This is a genomic window from Chryseobacterium glaciei (assembly GCF_001648155.1).
Taxonomy (GTDB): Bacteria; Bacteroidota; Bacteroidia; order Flavobacteriales; family Weeksellaceae; genus Chryseobacterium; species Chryseobacterium glaciei.
On the sequence record NZ_CP015199.1, the window covers coordinates 2,003,091 to 2,019,115 of the forward strand.

The 16,025-nt window shown below is 33.2% G+C and carries 15 protein-coding genes; 6 read left to right on the plus strand and 9 right to left on the minus strand.

The window, feature by feature from the left end:
* Positions 1-3: 3 nt before the first annotated feature.
* From A0O34_RS08875 to A0O34_RS08890, 4 genes are all read right to left on the minus strand, one after another.
* Positions 4-2,241 carry a S8 family serine peptidase gene (locus A0O34_RS08875; RefSeq protein WP_066753843.1) on the minus strand — a complete coding sequence of 746 codons (2,238 nt, stop codon included), beginning with the start codon at positions 2,239-2,241 and terminating at the stop codon, positions 4-6.
* A gap of 137 nt (positions 2,242-2,378) precedes the next feature.
* Positions 2,379-3,473 (minus strand): hypothetical protein, encoded by a 1,095-nt coding sequence (locus A0O34_RS22595; protein WP_066753845.1) that lies wholly within the window; start codon positions 3,471-3,473, stop codon positions 2,379-2,381.
* Positions 3,474-3,950: 477 nt separating this feature from the next.
* Entirely contained in the window at positions 3,951-5,015 is a 1,065-nt protein-coding gene (gene thiL / locus A0O34_RS08885) for a thiamine-phosphate kinase (protein ID WP_066753847.1), read from the minus strand.
* 89 nt (positions 5,016-5,104) lie between these two features.
* Entirely contained in the window at positions 5,105-5,596 is a 492-nt protein-coding gene (locus A0O34_RS08890) for an acyl-CoA thioesterase (RefSeq protein ID WP_066753849.1), read from the minus strand.
* A 323-nt stretch (positions 5,597-5,919) separates the two neighbouring features.
* Here A0O34_RS08890 and A0O34_RS08895 point away from each other — a divergent pair, with 323 nt between their 5' ends.
* The 3 genes from A0O34_RS08895 (at position 5,920) to A0O34_RS08905 (ending at position 8,789) form a co-directional block, all read left to right on the plus strand.
* Complete coding sequence (locus tag A0O34_RS08895; RefSeq protein ID WP_157885986.1) at positions 5,920-7,122, plus strand: BaiN/RdsA family NAD(P)/FAD-dependent oxidoreductase; 1,203 nt, start codon at positions 5,920-5,922, stop codon at positions 7,120-7,122.
* 114 nt (positions 7,123-7,236) lie between these two features.
* Complete coding sequence (locus A0O34_RS08900; RefSeq protein ID WP_066753854.1) at positions 7,237-7,875, plus strand: DUF2306 domain-containing protein; 639 nt, start codon at positions 7,237-7,239, stop codon at positions 7,873-7,875.
* Positions 7,872-8,789, plus strand: coding sequence for a YARHG domain-containing protein (locus A0O34_RS08905; RefSeq protein ID WP_066753856.1), 918 nt, complete (start codon positions 7,872-7,874; stop codon positions 8,787-8,789). The genes A0O34_RS08900 and A0O34_RS08905 overlap by 4 nt, the downstream gene beginning before the upstream one ends.
* 6 nt (positions 8,790-8,795) lie before the next feature.
* Here A0O34_RS08905 and A0O34_RS08910 read toward each other — a convergent pair whose 3' ends face one another.
* From A0O34_RS08910 to A0O34_RS08920, 3 genes are all read right to left on the minus strand, one after another.
* Positions 8,796-9,191, minus strand: coding sequence for a ribosomal maturation YjgA family protein (locus A0O34_RS08910; RefSeq protein ID WP_066753859.1), 396 nt, complete (start codon positions 9,189-9,191; stop codon positions 8,796-8,798).
* A gap of 87 nt (positions 9,192-9,278) precedes the next feature.
* Entirely contained in the window at positions 9,279-9,932 is a 654-nt protein-coding gene (locus A0O34_RS08915) for a thioredoxin family protein (protein WP_066753861.1), read from the minus strand.
* A 10-nt stretch (positions 9,933-9,942) separates the two neighbouring features.
* Positions 9,943-10,431 (minus strand): TlpA family protein disulfide reductase, encoded by a 489-nt coding sequence (locus tag A0O34_RS08920; protein WP_066753864.1) that lies wholly within the window; start codon positions 10,429-10,431, stop codon positions 9,943-9,945.
* A 121-nt stretch (positions 10,432-10,552) separates the two neighbouring features.
* On the opposite strand from A0O34_RS08920, the gene A0O34_RS22335 reads away from it, so the two are divergent.
* From A0O34_RS22335 to A0O34_RS08930, 3 genes are all read left to right on the plus strand, one after another.
* Positions 10,553-10,702, plus strand: coding sequence for a bacteriocin-like protein (locus tag A0O34_RS22335; protein ID WP_157885987.1), 150 nt, complete (start codon positions 10,553-10,555; stop codon positions 10,700-10,702).
* A gap of 181 nt (positions 10,703-10,883) precedes the next feature.
* A complete protein-coding gene (locus tag A0O34_RS08925; RefSeq protein ID WP_066753867.1) occupies positions 10,884-11,678 on the plus strand; it encodes a hypothetical protein in 795 nt (264 codons plus the stop codon).
* A 72-nt stretch (positions 11,679-11,750) separates the two neighbouring features.
* Positions 11,751-12,185: an energy transducer TonB gene (locus A0O34_RS08930; protein WP_066753868.1), complete on the plus strand. Its 435-nt coding sequence runs from the start codon at positions 11,751-11,753 to the stop codon at positions 12,183-12,185.
* Between the two features lie 32 nt (positions 12,186-12,217).
* Here A0O34_RS08930 and mutS read toward each other — a convergent pair whose 3' ends face one another.
* Positions 12,218-14,815, minus strand: a complete 2,598-nt coding sequence (mutS, locus tag A0O34_RS08935; protein WP_066753870.1) for a DNA mismatch repair protein MutS — start codon at positions 14,813-14,815, stop codon at positions 12,218-12,220.
* A 243-nt stretch (positions 14,816-15,058) separates the two neighbouring features.
* Positions 15,059-15,934 (minus strand): cupin-like domain-containing protein, encoded by an 876-nt coding sequence (locus A0O34_RS08940; RefSeq protein ID WP_066753872.1) that lies wholly within the window; start codon positions 15,932-15,934, stop codon positions 15,059-15,061.
* Positions 15,935-16,025 lie beyond the last annotated feature (91 nt).

Consider the following 16,025-nt stretch of genomic DNA (forward strand, 5'->3'; position numbering starts at 1 on the left):
GTTTTATTTTATGATTAGCTTTTTTGTTTCCTTATATTCTGAAGTTTCTATTGAAACCATATACACACCCGGAGAATAAGCTCTTGTATCTACAGTTTTCACAAACTCTCCTTTTGGAAATTTGGTTGAACGTTGTTCTGTTGATAAAAGTTTTCCCGAAGCATCGTATATCGAAATCTTTATGGAAGATTCATTTTGCAGATAAAATTTAATATTAACTTCTTCTTTCGCTGGATTTGGAAATAATGTAAAATGTCCAAGTGATGATCCGGTAGGTACGGTAATAACTTCTGCTCCTACTCTTTGCTGTGCTTTATATTTTAAGGCCGAAATCAAATCAAAACATGGCGTAATGAAAGCATGAAAACCAACACCTTGCTGAGCATGAAAACCCGGAAGTAAAGTAATATCTCTTGAAGCTATATATTCAACATTTTGTACGGGGGCTATGACTTTATTGCTTGCTACAATTTGTTTAGCTAAAATCGTCTGACTTGTGGAAATATCATTTGTTGGGCTTACTAATGTTGTAAGATCTTCTTTATAACAAAAGTCAACATTTGAAACCACTATTGAAAATGTTTGATTCCCACTTGGTAACAACGGAGTAGTATTTGTTTTTGGAGAAACAATTATTTTATACGTTACTTTTTCAGGATTTTTAATATCAACTCTTTCTATAGTATCTACATTGTTTGTTGATGTATTGGTTGCTGCCCCAGTCAGATTGCTCATTCCCCCCAATTTCCATGGGTAATAAGTGCTTTCAGTTCCGTTAGAATTTATTTTTACTATTTTTAAATCTAAATCATTAATAACATTAGGGTTATTAAGATCTACAACATTATTTACTAAGTTTCCTTGTGGATCTGTCCATGAAATAGTAGCAGATAATGGCTGGCTAGTTTCATAAGGAACAACATATAAAGTATATTTATTTCCTTGGTTTAAATTAACCTCTTTAATTAAAGTAGATTTTTTTTCTCCATTAATTGTTCCTTCAATATTATTATAGATCGCTTCGGAAGCTCTTTTTGCATCTGCCAATCCCCATCCATAAATATAATCTGGCCCTTCTGATCCTTTATCATTTGCAGTATGAGCCAATAAAGCTCTCACCGTTGATGAAAGCATATAACTCTGTGTTGGACTTACAGATTTATAATATTGTTGAAGTAAAGTTATAATACCAGAAACAACAGCTGTCGCCGAAGAAGTTCCTCTATAGGTACCATAAGCAGCATCGTAAGTTTCAATAGATGAATAAATATTTTCTCCAGGCGCGCAAATATCCGGCTTTATTCTGCCATCATCTGTTGGTCCGTAACTGCTGAAAGAAGAAACATCAAAAGCTTCATCCGAATTCATATTTGCATTTTTCTTTGCTGAAGCAACTACCAGAACATTTTTAGCAATTCCCGCTCCTTCCAGAAGGTCATATCCGTTTTTAGCTGAAACCTGAGGAACAATACTCGGATCAATTTCTCTAGAATTTCCTGCCGCTTTTACAATTTGGAGATAAGGTTTTAAGTACATTAAGTTATCCCAAGACTGCGCCGTTACATTATATTTACCAAACTGATATGTTTGAAGATACATCGGATCAAAACCATAACTGTTATTGGCTACTAATATTCCATTTGAACCATTATATGCTTCCGAAAGCATTTCCGAAACATCATTCATCCAGTCATATGCATTGATTTTGGCTTCATAGGCGATACCTTTGGCTTCTGCATCTCCATTATTCCCAGCGAGTGTACCCGCTATACTGGTACTGTGACGTGAAATTGTTTGATTTTGTAAATTATCATAGCTGTTTATTTTTCCAGTTAATAATTCATGAGTGGTTCGGGGTTTTGAATAGTCCCATTGACCAATGACCATATTTTGTCCAGCAATATTTAATCCGGCAACTCCACCAGGATATAAATTATCTGCTTTGGTCATTTTAGCAGCACCCGCATTCAGAGTTGTATAATAAAGAGGTTTTCCGTTTTCATCAGCTCCGACAAGCTGTTTTTCATTCCCATTTTCGGAAATGAATTCTTTGTTTCCTAAGCCTTTAAGCCTTAGAACTTCTCCTTTTTGTTGATTTTGGTATTGATTTATTTTATGTTGAAAGGCTTGTATTTCGCTTTCTTGTGGTTTTTCATTTAATACATCTTTAGTTTGCCCATTTGATGAAAAAAAGAATAGCACAGCAATCCCCAATAATGATTTATTATAGATTTTCTGCATTCGGATAATTTTAATTATTGTGTTTTTATTAAAAAGTAGCCATGGATTACTTTAACAATATAGTTTTAATTTCTTGTCATTAAAATAAATTTGAGTAGAAGAGAAAATACGGTGTTTTTCTCATTACTTAATAGGATCTATTTCTGGTTATTGTATTTTTTATTGAGTTCTTTATTTTCTTCTTCCAACTTTTTAACATCTTTATTAAGTTGTATTACGTAGAGAGTCAATTCTTCAATTTTTTGTAAAAGTTTAATTTGAAATTCTCCCACATTCACGCCTTCTTTCTCCATTTGCTTTGCTGAAGCTATTTCAGGTAAATGTTTCTTCTCTAAGATGTGTTTCTCAATTTCTTCGAGTCTTGGAAGATTATAATCTTTTTCAAAGACAAAGTCAGCTGTAGGAGTTAGAGTTACTTTCAATTCTTTAGCCTCTAGTTTTCCTTGCAAGAATGCATTTCCATTTGGAGTGATTTTCATCAATTCACTCATTACTACTGATGAGTTCAAAGCAATTTGTTCTTGAGACTTTGCCAGAAAATGTAACCCCTCATTATCTAAAGTAATTGCAGCTTTAGCTAAGTTCTGTGTTCCGTTACTAGATAACCAGCCACCCGCAATTACATTATCTGTTTTAGCTCCAAAACTCATATATGTCGCCCCCGAACTTCTTAGTGAACCCCAATTGTTTAAAGATCCATCATCATATCTTATAGCAATAGCATTAATCCCTTCTGTTGCATGAGTAGCTCCTGTTAAAATATCTCCCATAACATCTAACTTTTTAATTGGTGTCGCGGTTCCTATTCCTACATTTCCATCTACAAACATTTGCCCATCATGTCTTAATGAAAAAGTTACATCTTCGGTTCCTGTTCCAAATATGCTATTTTTCATAAAGTACCTATCACCATTTCTTAAGTGGTTAGTTTTTAACTGAAATTGAGTTGAACCTGCAGCTCCGTTATTATGTACTGTGAATTTTGATTCTGGGTTGGTTGTTCCTACACCTACATTTCCGTTATTTAATAATTGAATCCCTAGCCCTGCAGACGTTTGAAGCCTTATTCCGCCATACCAATTAATATCCAATCCATCTGAAGAGGAAACAGGATAATGACTCAAATAATAATGTGTAGGATCAGAATTTCCATACAACTTATCAAAAGGAATGTTCTGAGAAAATAGAGACTCAAAAATAATTAAGCCAAAAATTGATAATATTTTTTTCATAGATGTTTTTTTTAATTTGTAATTTTTATTTTTAACCCAATGTTAAACTGAACGTTGATTTTATTAATCAAAACTCTCTTTTGAATACATATCAGATTTAATATGAAATAATCTTGATATTATTCCTTATTTTTTTATAAATAATTATCCCACAAATATTTATAAATAATTAGATGTGATTTTTAAAAGTCGAGTAAAAATGTAGTTAATTCTCAGTATTGAGAAATAGAAGAATCTATATTATAAATTTCGTGTGTTTTTTCATCGTGTTTGTGTTGTAAATTTGTGTTTTTAATAAGTCAATGCAAATATATCTAATTTTTCCTTTCAGGAGATTTTTTTTTGAAAAATCATTATTCAATACATAACATGCTGAAAACATGCAGATTAACCACAAATGAAAATTAAATTAAATTTTTAAACAAAAAAACCACTACAAAAGCAGTGGTTTCACAATATTTCAAAATTAAATAAAATTTAATCGTTTTGATTATTTCCTAAAAAAGCATCCCAACCTTGTGCAGTAAGAGAAACCAATTGATTAGAGCCTCTTGCTACCATGAAATTACCCTCTTCTTTATCAACAGCATGTCCGATGATCGTAAAATCCGGATGATTTTTCATTTTTTCAAAATCATTTGGAGAAATAGTGAACAACAATTCATAATCTTCACCGCCACTTAGAGCAGCCATTACAGGATTTAAATTAAATTCATCCGCTGTAGTGATCGTCAGATTATCCATTGGAACTTTCTCTTCATACAACCTGAAACCAACGTTTGATTGGTCTGAAAGATGTAAAATTTCAGAAGCCAAACCATCAGAAATATCGATCATAGAAGTTGGTTTGATATCCAATCCTTCTAGAATACCTTTAACATCTGTTCTTGCCTCAGGCTTCAATTGTCTTTCAAGAATATAATCAAATCCTTCCATTTCAGGTTGCATATTTGGGTCAGCAAGGAACACAGCGTGCTCTCTTTCTAAAATTTGAAGTCCCATATACGCGCCACCTAAATCTCCTGAAACAACAAGAAGATCATTTGGTTTTGCAGTACTTCTTTTTACGATGTTCTCTTCATCTTCAATTCCAACAGCCGTAATACTCATCACCAAACCTGCGTTTGAGCTTGTAGTATCTCCACCGATTAAATCAACTTTATATCTTGTACAAGCCGCCTGAATTCCAGAATAAATTTCTTCCAAAGCTTCCACCGGAAAACGGTTTGAAACCGCCAAAGAAACTAAGATCTGTGTTGGAGTAGCGTTCATTGCTGCAACATCACTAAGATTCACAACAACCGCTTTATATCCCAAATGCTTCAACGGAACATATCCTAAATTGAAATGCACTCCTTCTGCCAAAACATCCGTTGTAAGAACAACCTTTTTATTTCCAGGATTAATGATTGCTGCATCATCTCCTACTCCAAGTTCTGAAGACTCGTTGGATAAAGGAAAATGTTCTGTTAAATGCTTAATCAATCCAAATTCTCCTAGCTTAGAGATCGGCGTTAATTCTGGTTCTTTATCTTCAAACATATTTTTTAATTATAAGTAATGATTTATAAATGATAAATGATTTTGAAGACATTTTGTTCTATCAACGATCATTTATCTCTTATCATTTATTAGTTAAGTTTCGTCGGATCTATATTTTCCGGACGGAAAGGCAATTTCTTAAAATCTTCTCTCGTTAAGATTATTGTGTCCGGTGTTTTATATTTGTTCATCGCTTCCATTACATCATCCGGTGGCGTTGTCATTTTTCTCAGCATGGTATCAATCCAAACTCCCGTAGCTTCTGAAGTTGCACAATGTGAACCATCAGGAAGATAAAATTTGTGTACAAAACGATAAATAGAAGAATCTTCTGCACAACCATCAATTTCCAGACTTACAATAACGACCTGATCTGCAAATATTTCTTTGAAAAAAGAAAATCTTTCATGCATAATCACAGGACCAATCCCCCATCGACTCATTTGAGTAACGCCCATTTTTTCCTGCTTCATAAAAGCCATTCTTGTTTGCGCGCAAAATTGTACATATGATGAGTTTGCTAAATGTTTGTTGGCATCAAGATCACTCCAACGAACTTCGAATTTATGGTAAAATATCATTTAAATTTTATTTTTTAATAATGAACTCCAACTTTTTAACCACAAAAGGAACAAAAGCTTTTGCAATACATAAGTCTTTCAACAATAAACAGAAGAAGACATTAGTTTTAGAAAATCTTTGATTTTCATCTTATGTGAACTTTTAAACTGTTTAATAATAAACTTATTTTTTCTAAAGTGTTTACAATCTTTTGTTCCTTTTGTGGTTGAATATTTTCACTTTAAAGTTCAAAAAATTATATTCTTCAAAATTACTCAAATAAGATGGTTTATAAAAATTGTAGTTTTGTAAAAATAATCTTGAGCATAAGATTAATAGAATTATGAAGCAAATTATCATTATTGGAGGCGGTGCAGCCGGTTTTTTCTGCGCATCGAATCTTGACGAAACAAAATATAACATTACGATTCTTGAGCAAAACTCAGATGTCCTTCAGAAAGTTAAGATTTCCGGAGGTGGAAGATGTAATATAACTCATGCATGCTTTGACCCAAAGGAATTGGTTCAGTTTTACCCTCGTGGAAATAAAGAATTATTGAGTGTTTTCACTAAATTCCAGCCGGGAGATATGATGGATTGGTTTGATCAACGAAAAGTTCCGTTGAAAATAGAAAATGATAACAGGGTTTTCCCTGAAAGCAACTCTTCACAGACCATTATTAATACTTTATTGAATGAAATTCAGCAAAAAAATGTTGAAGTAAAGACAAAATGTTCTGTTAAGGAAATTGAAAAACTAGACGAAAAATATGTCGTTAAAACAAGTTTAGGTGATTTTGAAGCTGACTTTGTAGTTTATACAACGGGAAGTTCGCCGAAGTCTTTGAAAATTATTGAAAATTTAGGACATAAAATCATCGATTTAGTTCCATCACTTTTTACATTCAATATTAAAAATGATTTATTAAAAGAGTTGCCCGGAACAAGCTTTGAAAATGCAGAAATTTCTATTCCGAAATTGAAGACAGAAGAAAGCGGACCTTTGTTAATAACTCATTGGGGACTTTCAGGACCAGCGATTTTAAAAATATCGGCTTGGGAAGCTTTAAGTTTAGCCAAGGTTAAATATAATTTTGAAATTGAAGTTAATTTTATTTCAAAAGATATTGATGATGCAGAAGAATTGTTTCAAAACTTCAAACAATCCAATCCGAAAAAGACCATTGGACTGGCAAAAATATTTGATATAACGAATAGATTCTGGCAGAAAATATTAGAAGTTTCAAAGGTTGACCTCAACAAGCAAGTTGCCCAGATTTCAGGGAAGGAAATGCAAACCATTTTGGAAAATCTCTGCAAAAAGAAATTGCAGGTTACAGGAAAATCAACTTTTAAAGATGAGTTTGTAACGGCCGGAGGTGTAGATTTAAAAGAAATTAATTTTAAAAATATGTCCTCGAAAATTTTACCTAATTTTTATGTCGCCGGAGAAGTTTTGAATATTGATGCGGTGACTGGAGGATTTAATTTTCAGGCTTGCTGGAGTGAGGCTTGGCTGATTGCGCAGGATTTGAATTTGAAATAGTTTAATCTAAACACAAATGACACTAATAATTTCACAAATAACACAATTCAATTAGTGAATACTTGTGGAAAAATTTGTGATATTAGTGTTTAAAAAGACAACACAAATTATAAAATGCTCACAGTTAAAAGAAATATCCCAAACATCTTAAAAATCCTTTTAGTAATCGGGTTCGGATATTTCTTTTGGCTGATGTTTAAAATCACGTTAGAATATATTCCTTTAAAAACAGAGGTGAGTTTTTTAATGATAAAACAAACTGAAGTTACCGACAGACCGGAATATTTGTGGTTTTTCTACACCCATGTTTATACGAGTATTTTTGTTTTACTCTCCGGATTTTTAGCAATCCTCAGGAAAGATTTTGGACTTAAAAATTTCCATAGAAATTCGGGGAAAGTTTATATTTTTCTATTATTGATTTTGTCTGCTCCATCAGGAATTTACATGGGATTTTTCGCTAACGGAGACGTTTTTTCTAAAATTTCTTTTGTTATTTTGGGAAGTTTGTGGTGGTTTACTACTTTTAAAGCTTATCAATTTGCCCGACAGAAAAAATTTAAACAACATAAGCAATGGATGTGGCGCAGTTTTGCATTAACGCTTTCTGCTGTCACTTTAAGAATGTGGAAGGTTATTATTGTATATTTATTCCACCCCAATCCGATGGATGTCTATGAGATTATTGCATGGATGGGCTGGGTTCCGAATATCCTTTTAATTGAATATTTAATTACAAAAAAACATATATGAAAACTTTAAAATTAACATTAATTTCTTTATTTACAGTCAGTTTAATTGCCTGTAAAAAGGATGGAAAAGAAACCGAATCATCAAAAGATTCTCTTGTTGCAAAGAAAGATTCTGTGGCTGTTCCTGAGGTTCATCAAGAACTGTACGGAATTTACATGGGCGATTTTGCAGGAAAAGAAATGATTACTTCTGAAGATGGGGAGGAATATGAAGGTGATGTTTATAAAAAGCTTGCTTTAAAGATTAACAGAATCACAAAAGACAGTGTTTACGGGCAAAGTATTGTGAATGGAAATCAACGTCCGTTCCGAGGAAGTTTTAATGAAAGCTCCAAATCATTTACGCTTGACGAACCCGGAAATGATAAAACGGATGGAAGATTTGAAGTGAAATTATCTGGTGACAGTTTAACAGGAAAATGGTCTGTATTCAATAAAAAAGCGGTAAAATCACCTCTAAAAACACTAAAGCTAACCAAAAAGCAGTTTGTTTATAATCCGAATTTTATGCTGGATGAAGATTCAAACTTGGTAGATTGGGAAAATCCGAAAGATTTTGTTGAAAAATATACCGATGAAGAAACCGGGAAAACAGAAAAATACACAACTCAAAAAAATAGAGTTGCCTCGGATGCTGTGTTTAAATTAAATGCCTCTAAACAAAAGCTGTCAGAAAAAGATCTTAAAAACTTAAGAAAACTAGATCTTGAAATCATTAAAAATTCTGTTTTTGCAAGACACGGATATGCTTTCAAAAAGCAGACCTACAGAAATTTCTTTGAACAGACAGATTGGTATATTCCGGTTTCTAATAATGTAGACAATGACCTTTCTCCAATGGAAAAAGAGAACGTTGTTTTATTGAATCGCTTTGTAAAATATGCGGAAGATAAATACGACAGTTTCGGAAGATAATTGATCTTAACTCACTTTTTGTAAGCTTCTTGATTCTTCAAATTTTACAAAAAGAAAAAGCAGTAAACAACCTGCAACATAACACAAAATATCAATCCAGGAAAAAGAATTTCCGATCACAATATACATCAGGCTTCCTTGTTGGAAGCCTAGTTTTTCTGCAATATTGAAGGATTGAGCAAACTCAACCAAACAAGAAAAAGCCAAAATTCCAAGAATAAGTTTTTGATTATTAATGAAGATAAAACTTTTAACGAAAGTATAGAGAAGAATTACCACAATGACATCACCCAAATAGGCTCTGACGAAGAAAATGTCTTTTAGTTTTGTGGCAATTAAAACCTCAACCAAGAAAATTACTATTGTTGCAACGAAATATTTTAAGCTGAATCTGAATTTCATATTTATGTTTTAGCTAAAGCCGAATTGGTTTTATTATTAAAAAAACGGGCTAAAGCCCGTTCCAATTTATATATTTTTACAAAGATATTATTTCTTTACTTTCACAGTACATCCAATGGCAACAGTTTTTGTCATTTTTATAGGCTCACCTTTTATCAAAGCATTTAAAGCATCTTGAGCGTAATATTCTGAAACATCGTTTGGATTTTCGTAATTATTATCGATCGCTCCGATGTATTTTACTATATTTTTACCGTTTTCTTTCTGTAAAACAAATACATGAGGTGTTTTTGTCGCTCCGTATTGAGGGAAAACCTTCTGACCTTCATCCACCAAATAAGGGAAAGTAAACCCTTTTTCTTTAGCTCTGTCGATCATTTGTTTGTAACCGTCTTCCGGCTGTACACTTGGGTCATTCGGATTGATCGCGATCACGGGATAACCCTGATCTTTGTATTTTTTGTCAAGTTCAACAATTCTGTCCTCGTATTTTTTCGCATACGGGCAATGGTTGCATGTGAAGATCACGATAAAACCTTTTGCGGACTTAAACTCTCTCAACGAAACCATTTTTCCATCAACATTTTTTAGCTTAAAATCTGTTGCCTCGTCTCCTACTCCATATCCTTTTGAAGAAGCGTTGCTTTGTTTTTGAGGCGCCTTATCATCGTTTATCGTTGTGAAGCTTAAAAGCCCTAAACCAACGACAAAAGCCGTCATTAAAATTTTTAGATTTTTCATATTATATTGATTATTGTAAATTTTTAGTAATTGTATTTTCAAGTTCTTGTTTGCTCATTTCTCCGTCGTTGAAATGTACTTTTTCGCCATTTTTATAGAAAATCGTCACTGGAATATTTCCGTCCCAGTCTTTTTCAAACTTAGGAATCCAGGTGTTCATTCTTTTGATGTCATCCAATAAAATTACTTCTGCCGTGAGGTTTTTATTTTTGATGAATTTGATCACTCTTTCTTTATCTACCAATCGATCAAGTGAAACCAAGATCATTTTAAATTTCCGATTATTAGCATATTTATTATTGACTTCCATGAAATGAGGAAGCTCTTTTACGCATGGCGCACAAGTCGTTGACCAAAAATTAACGACAAGAAGTTTATCTTTCTCCTGTTGAATACGTTTTTCCAGCTCTTCATATTTAATTGAAGAAACCGTTGTCTGTTGTGCTTTAAAAACCGAAAAACACAAACACAGAAATAATATATTGATTACATTCTTCATACTCAAAATTAGTGAAATTATTATTAGTTTTTATTTTGATAATTATTCTTTAAAATCATTTTTATCACTATTATTTGATTTATTTTATTTATATTCGTTTTACAAATTAAAATTATTACTTATGAAAAATTTAAAAAAACTTACAAGAGATCAATTAGAAAAAGTTAATGGTGCTGGAGAAATCAAGTGTGTTACAACTTGCTTTTGTTTTACAGACACAGACGGTGAGGCTTACATCGGTGCTTGCAACGCGAAAGGAGTTTGCTGTTAATTTTTTAAGCACATCTATATTAAACTTCTAATGACGTCAAATTTTGATGTCATTTTTTATTGAAACACCCTATTTTAAATTTAAAAATATATTAACCATATTATATTTTAACTTATAATTTATTCAAATAATTAATTATTTCTCTTATTTTTGACTCTTATAACTCATTTAATCAATTTATATGAAAAAATTTTACTTCTTACTACCTATTTTACTTTTCACATCGTGTGCAACAGTTGAGGAAGATACCTCTGCAGAAGACAATCCAATTTTAGTGACAAAAATGGTGCAGGATGGTGATAATTATACTTTTAGCTATAACGGAGCCAAGATTGTTACCCTGACCAATACAACGGATAATTTCAAAAGAACTTATACGTATTCCGGTGACTTGATTACCAAATATCTTGATACTTACGCTGATGGATCAACACAAACCACAAATGTAACGTACAACAGCTCAAACAAGATCTTAAAAAAATCGTCTACTTATCAAGGCGCAACATACACTACAGATTATGCCTATATTGGAGCCGATCGAGTAAGAATAACGGATGTTATTGCTCATACCAACTCAACTAAAACTTATGTAAAAGATGTTTATTTAAACACTGACGGATCTTTAAAAAACTGGACGGAAACCGTTGCAGATGTACAGCCAGGAACAACTCAAAACGGAACTGGAATTCTTAAAAATGTTGCTTATGACGGAGGAAGTTTTCCATTTAAAAATATTATCGGATACACCAGACTTATGGACAGTGAGGATATGAACGGATCAACCCGTAATGTTATAGATTATAACAACCGTATCCAATATACTACTACACCAGGAGACGAATGGACAATCTACCATTCAACCTACGAATATCATACGAACGGATATCCTAAGAAAGACACCCGCGATTTTTATGAAAAAACAGGGACAAGCATAACCGATACCGAGATCACTACTTACGAATACAATCATTTATAATAAAAAGAGAGCACTTAGGCTCTCTTTTTGCTTTGGTTAAAAGCATTAAAATCTTAATTAAATTCTTTCGCTATGAAAAAATCATTCTTCTTTTTAATAGCATTTTTAGGCATTACAGTATTTGGGCAAAAAGCAGAAACAAAAACAGGTACTCCAACGATTACAGATTATACATTTTTAAAATCAAAAATGAAAATGGATGATGTGGTAACAAAAGCAGATAAGGCACCCGAATTTCCGGGAGGAATGGAAGCTTTCCACAGAAAATTTGCCGAGAACATGGATATTATTGATGTAAAAACTAATAAGATCAACACAAGAGTCTATTTTATCGTTGAAAAAAACGGCTATGTACGATACGTTACTGCAACCGGAGATGATAAAAAACACTCAGCTGCCGCAGAAACAGCCATCAGAAGAATGTTTGTAAAATGGAAACCAGCTACTGTAAATAATGAACCCGTTCGTTATCTTTATACTTTCCCTTTATCATTGAAGAAATATTAAAGCTTCATTATTAATATTTCAACGTTAAATGATTATTTCCCGATCATCTTTTTAATAGAATTCAGCTTCATTAGAGCTTCAATCGGCGTCAAAGTATTGATATCAATTTTCGTAAGTTCTTCACGGATATTTTCCAACACAGGATCATCCAATTGGAAGAAAGAAAGCTGCATATTTTCTTCTGTTACTCTTTTAATGGTTTCAGATGCGCCAGTTCCCTGCCCGCGACTTGCTTCTAACGTTTTGAGGATTTCATTGGCTCTGTTGACCACTTTTGAAGGCATTCCCGCCAATTTTGCCACATGAATACCGAAACTGTGCTCACTTCCACCAGGAACCAGCTTTCTCAGGAAAATAATACTTCCTTTGTTCTCCTGAATAGAAACGTGGAAATTCTTTACACGCTCGAAATTCACAGTCATTTCATTTAGTTCATGATAATGCGTTGCGAATAAAGTTTTAGCCTGAGTCGGATGTTGATGAAGATATTCCGCGATTGCCCAAGCAATGGAAACCCCATCATAAGTTGAAGTTCCACGACCGATTTCGTCTAATAAAATCAAACTTCGATCTGAAATATTATTCAAAATATTAGCGGCTTCGTTCATTTCAACCATGAAAGTTGATTCACCTGCAGAAATATTATCTGTGGCTCCTACTCTCGTAAAAATTTTATCTAAAACTCCAATTTCCGCATGCTTTGCAGGAACAAAACTTCCAATTTGTGCTAAAAGACAAACAATTGCAGTCTGACGAAGAATTGCAGATTTACCCGCCATGTTGGGACCTGTAACCATGATGATTTGCTGAGAATCTTTATCTAAATAAATATCATTCGGAATATATTTTTCACCTAAAGGAAGCGCGTTTTCAATAATCGGATGTCTTGCTTCTTTTAAATCGATTGAGAAACTATCCGTTAAAACAGGTTTTGTATAACTCTCAGAAACAGCCAATTCAGATAAACCAACGGCAACATCCAATTGTGCAATAATGTTCGAGTTCTCCTGAATCTGATCCATATAAACCATCGTTTCAGAACAAACATTTCTGTATAATTGGTTTTCTAAAACGCCAATTTTATCCTCCGCGCCAAGAATCTGACTTTCATATTCTTTTAATTCTTCCGTGATATAACGTTCAGCATTAACCAACGTTTGCTTTCTCAACCAATCACTCGGAACTTTATCTTTATGGGTATTTCGAACTTCAATATAATATCCGAAAACATTATTAAAATCAATTTTAAGGCTAGTAATTCCCGTTCTTTCGATTTCTCGCTGACACATATCATCAAGGAAACCACGCCCTTTACTTTGAAGACCTCTCAACATATCCAGCTCTTCAGAAATACCATTTTTAATCACATTCCCTTTCGCCAGACTTACCGGAAGTTCTTCATTAAGAGAATTTTGTAAGGATTTAATTAATTCATCTAAATCAGACAACGGTTCAAGCCAAGCCAAAACATCAGCATGGGGATGAAGCAACGCTTTAATTTTATGAATATTAATTAAGCTCTGGCGTAAATGTCCTAATTCTCTGGGCGAGATCTTTTCGGCAGCCAGTTTTCCCATTAATCGATCTAAATCGGAAATCGCCTTTAATAATTGGGAAATCTCATATTTCAGATGATCATTTTCATTTAAAAAATCAATTAAAGAAAGCCTTCTTCCAATTTCGTAGACAGATTTTAAAGGAAGGATAATTCTTCTTCTCAACAGCCTTCCGCCCATTGGAGTTGAAGTTTTATCTATAATATCTAATAACGATTTTCCTTGTGGATTGCTTGGATAAACAATTTCAAGATTTCTCAAGGTAAAATTATCCATCATCAAGAAATCTTCCTGAGGAATCACCTGAATCTTTGTAATGTGAGCCAATAAATTATGGTGTGTATCTTCAACAAGATAAGCGAAAATGGCTCCTGCTGCTGCAATTGCCAGTTTAGAATTTTCAACACCAAAACCTTTTAGAGAATTTGTTTTAAAATGATTCGTCAACTTTTCGTAGCCAAAATTATATTGATAAGCCCAATCTTCAAGCTTGAAAGCGCTTTTATTTTTAAGCTGCTCGGGAAGCTGAACACTTCTCTGATAAATAATCTCACTCGGATCAAAAGTATTGACGATATGAAGTATTTTATCTAAATTTCCTTCACTTACCAAAAACTCACCTGTTGAAACATCAACCAAAGCGATTCCGTATTTTTCTTTTTCTTTATGAAGAGAAAGCAGGAAATTATTCTTTTTCGAGTTTAAAACCTGATCATTGAAGGTAACTCCGGGCGTCACCAATTCGGTCACTCCTCTTTTTACAATTCCTTTTACGGTTTTAGGATCTTCCAATTGGTCGCAGATCGCAACACGAAGTCCGGCTCTCACCAACTTTGGAAGATAAGAATCTACAGAATGATGCGGAAATCCAGCCAATTCTATATGCCCGTCTCCATTCGCTCTCTTGGTTAAAACAATTCCTAAAATCTGAGAAGTTCTAACGGCATCCTGTCCGAAAGTTTCATAGAAATCTCCCACTCGAAATAACAAAAGCGCATCAGGATATTTGGCCTTGATGGCGTTATATTGAGCCATTAACGGGGTTTCTTTCTTTTCTTTCGTCGCCTTTGCCATTAAAATCTTTCTTAAAAAATTAGGATGGTAAAAGTATGAAATAAAATAGAAGGATTAAAATGCTTAATAATTTAAAATAATTTTTTCTCCCACGGATTTCACGGATTTACACAGATGATTGCGCATATTTTCTTTTTTATAGAATTAAAGCATGAATCTGTCCACAACCCTTGTCAAGGTTTAGAACCTTGACAAGGGTAATTAATAAAAGATCTAATTAGAAAACTCGTGAAAAATAAAAAATCATGTATTGTTTAGCCGCTTTTCCAAAGCTTCAGTACTTTTTTCATACGCCCATTTCTGTTTGTAATTCACCCATTTAGATTTAAAGATTTTTCGCATCAGTTTATCTGTATATCTCATAATGAAAACATGATACAGCATATTGGCAAAAACTTTCGGTTTATTAGGAAGTGCCCGAAGTGACATTGAAAATCCGGGTTCCAAATATCTGTTGAAATGCCAAAATGCTCCCGGAATAAAAAGTGCATCGCCATGTTCCATGAAGATCTCAAAGCCTTTTGCATATTTTAAAGCCGGAAATTTTTCGTAATCCGGGTTTTCATAATCTACATCATAGATCGTGTGAACCGACAGCGGAACTTTATATAAAAAGGGAGATTGCTTTTGGTCAAATAATAAAATCCTCTTCTTTCCTTCAAAATGGATGTGAAGAAAATCACCAAGATCGACATCATAATGCATTAAAACATGAGCATCGCTTCCCCCGAAAAACAAAGTCGGAAGTCTTTTGAAAAACTTCATTCCAAGATCAGGATAGGTGAAATTTTTCAATAGTTCAGGAAGCCTGTCAGTGATAATATAAAAGAAAATACGAAGATCTGACGGTTTACTTTTTATGGTATCAATATAATCCTTCATCTTCATGTGTGTGACGGGAGCATCTGTACTTTTAGAAGCATCTGCGGGTTTGTTATCATACAGGGGAACGTCTTGTTCACCTGCTTTTTCGCGGATAAAATCGAAATTCCATTTGTCGAAAGCATCCCAACGGCTCGCAAAATTTTTAATTAAGAGAGGTTTATGCTTTTTGAAATAATTTTTCTGAAAATCTTCTTTACTGATATCGTTTACAACATCTACGTTTTCGAGAATCATTTTGTTTCTTGATTTAATGCGAAATAAAAATAGTGTTTTTTTGAAATTTAGAAAAATTTTGGAATTAAATTATTTCCTCGAGATTTACACG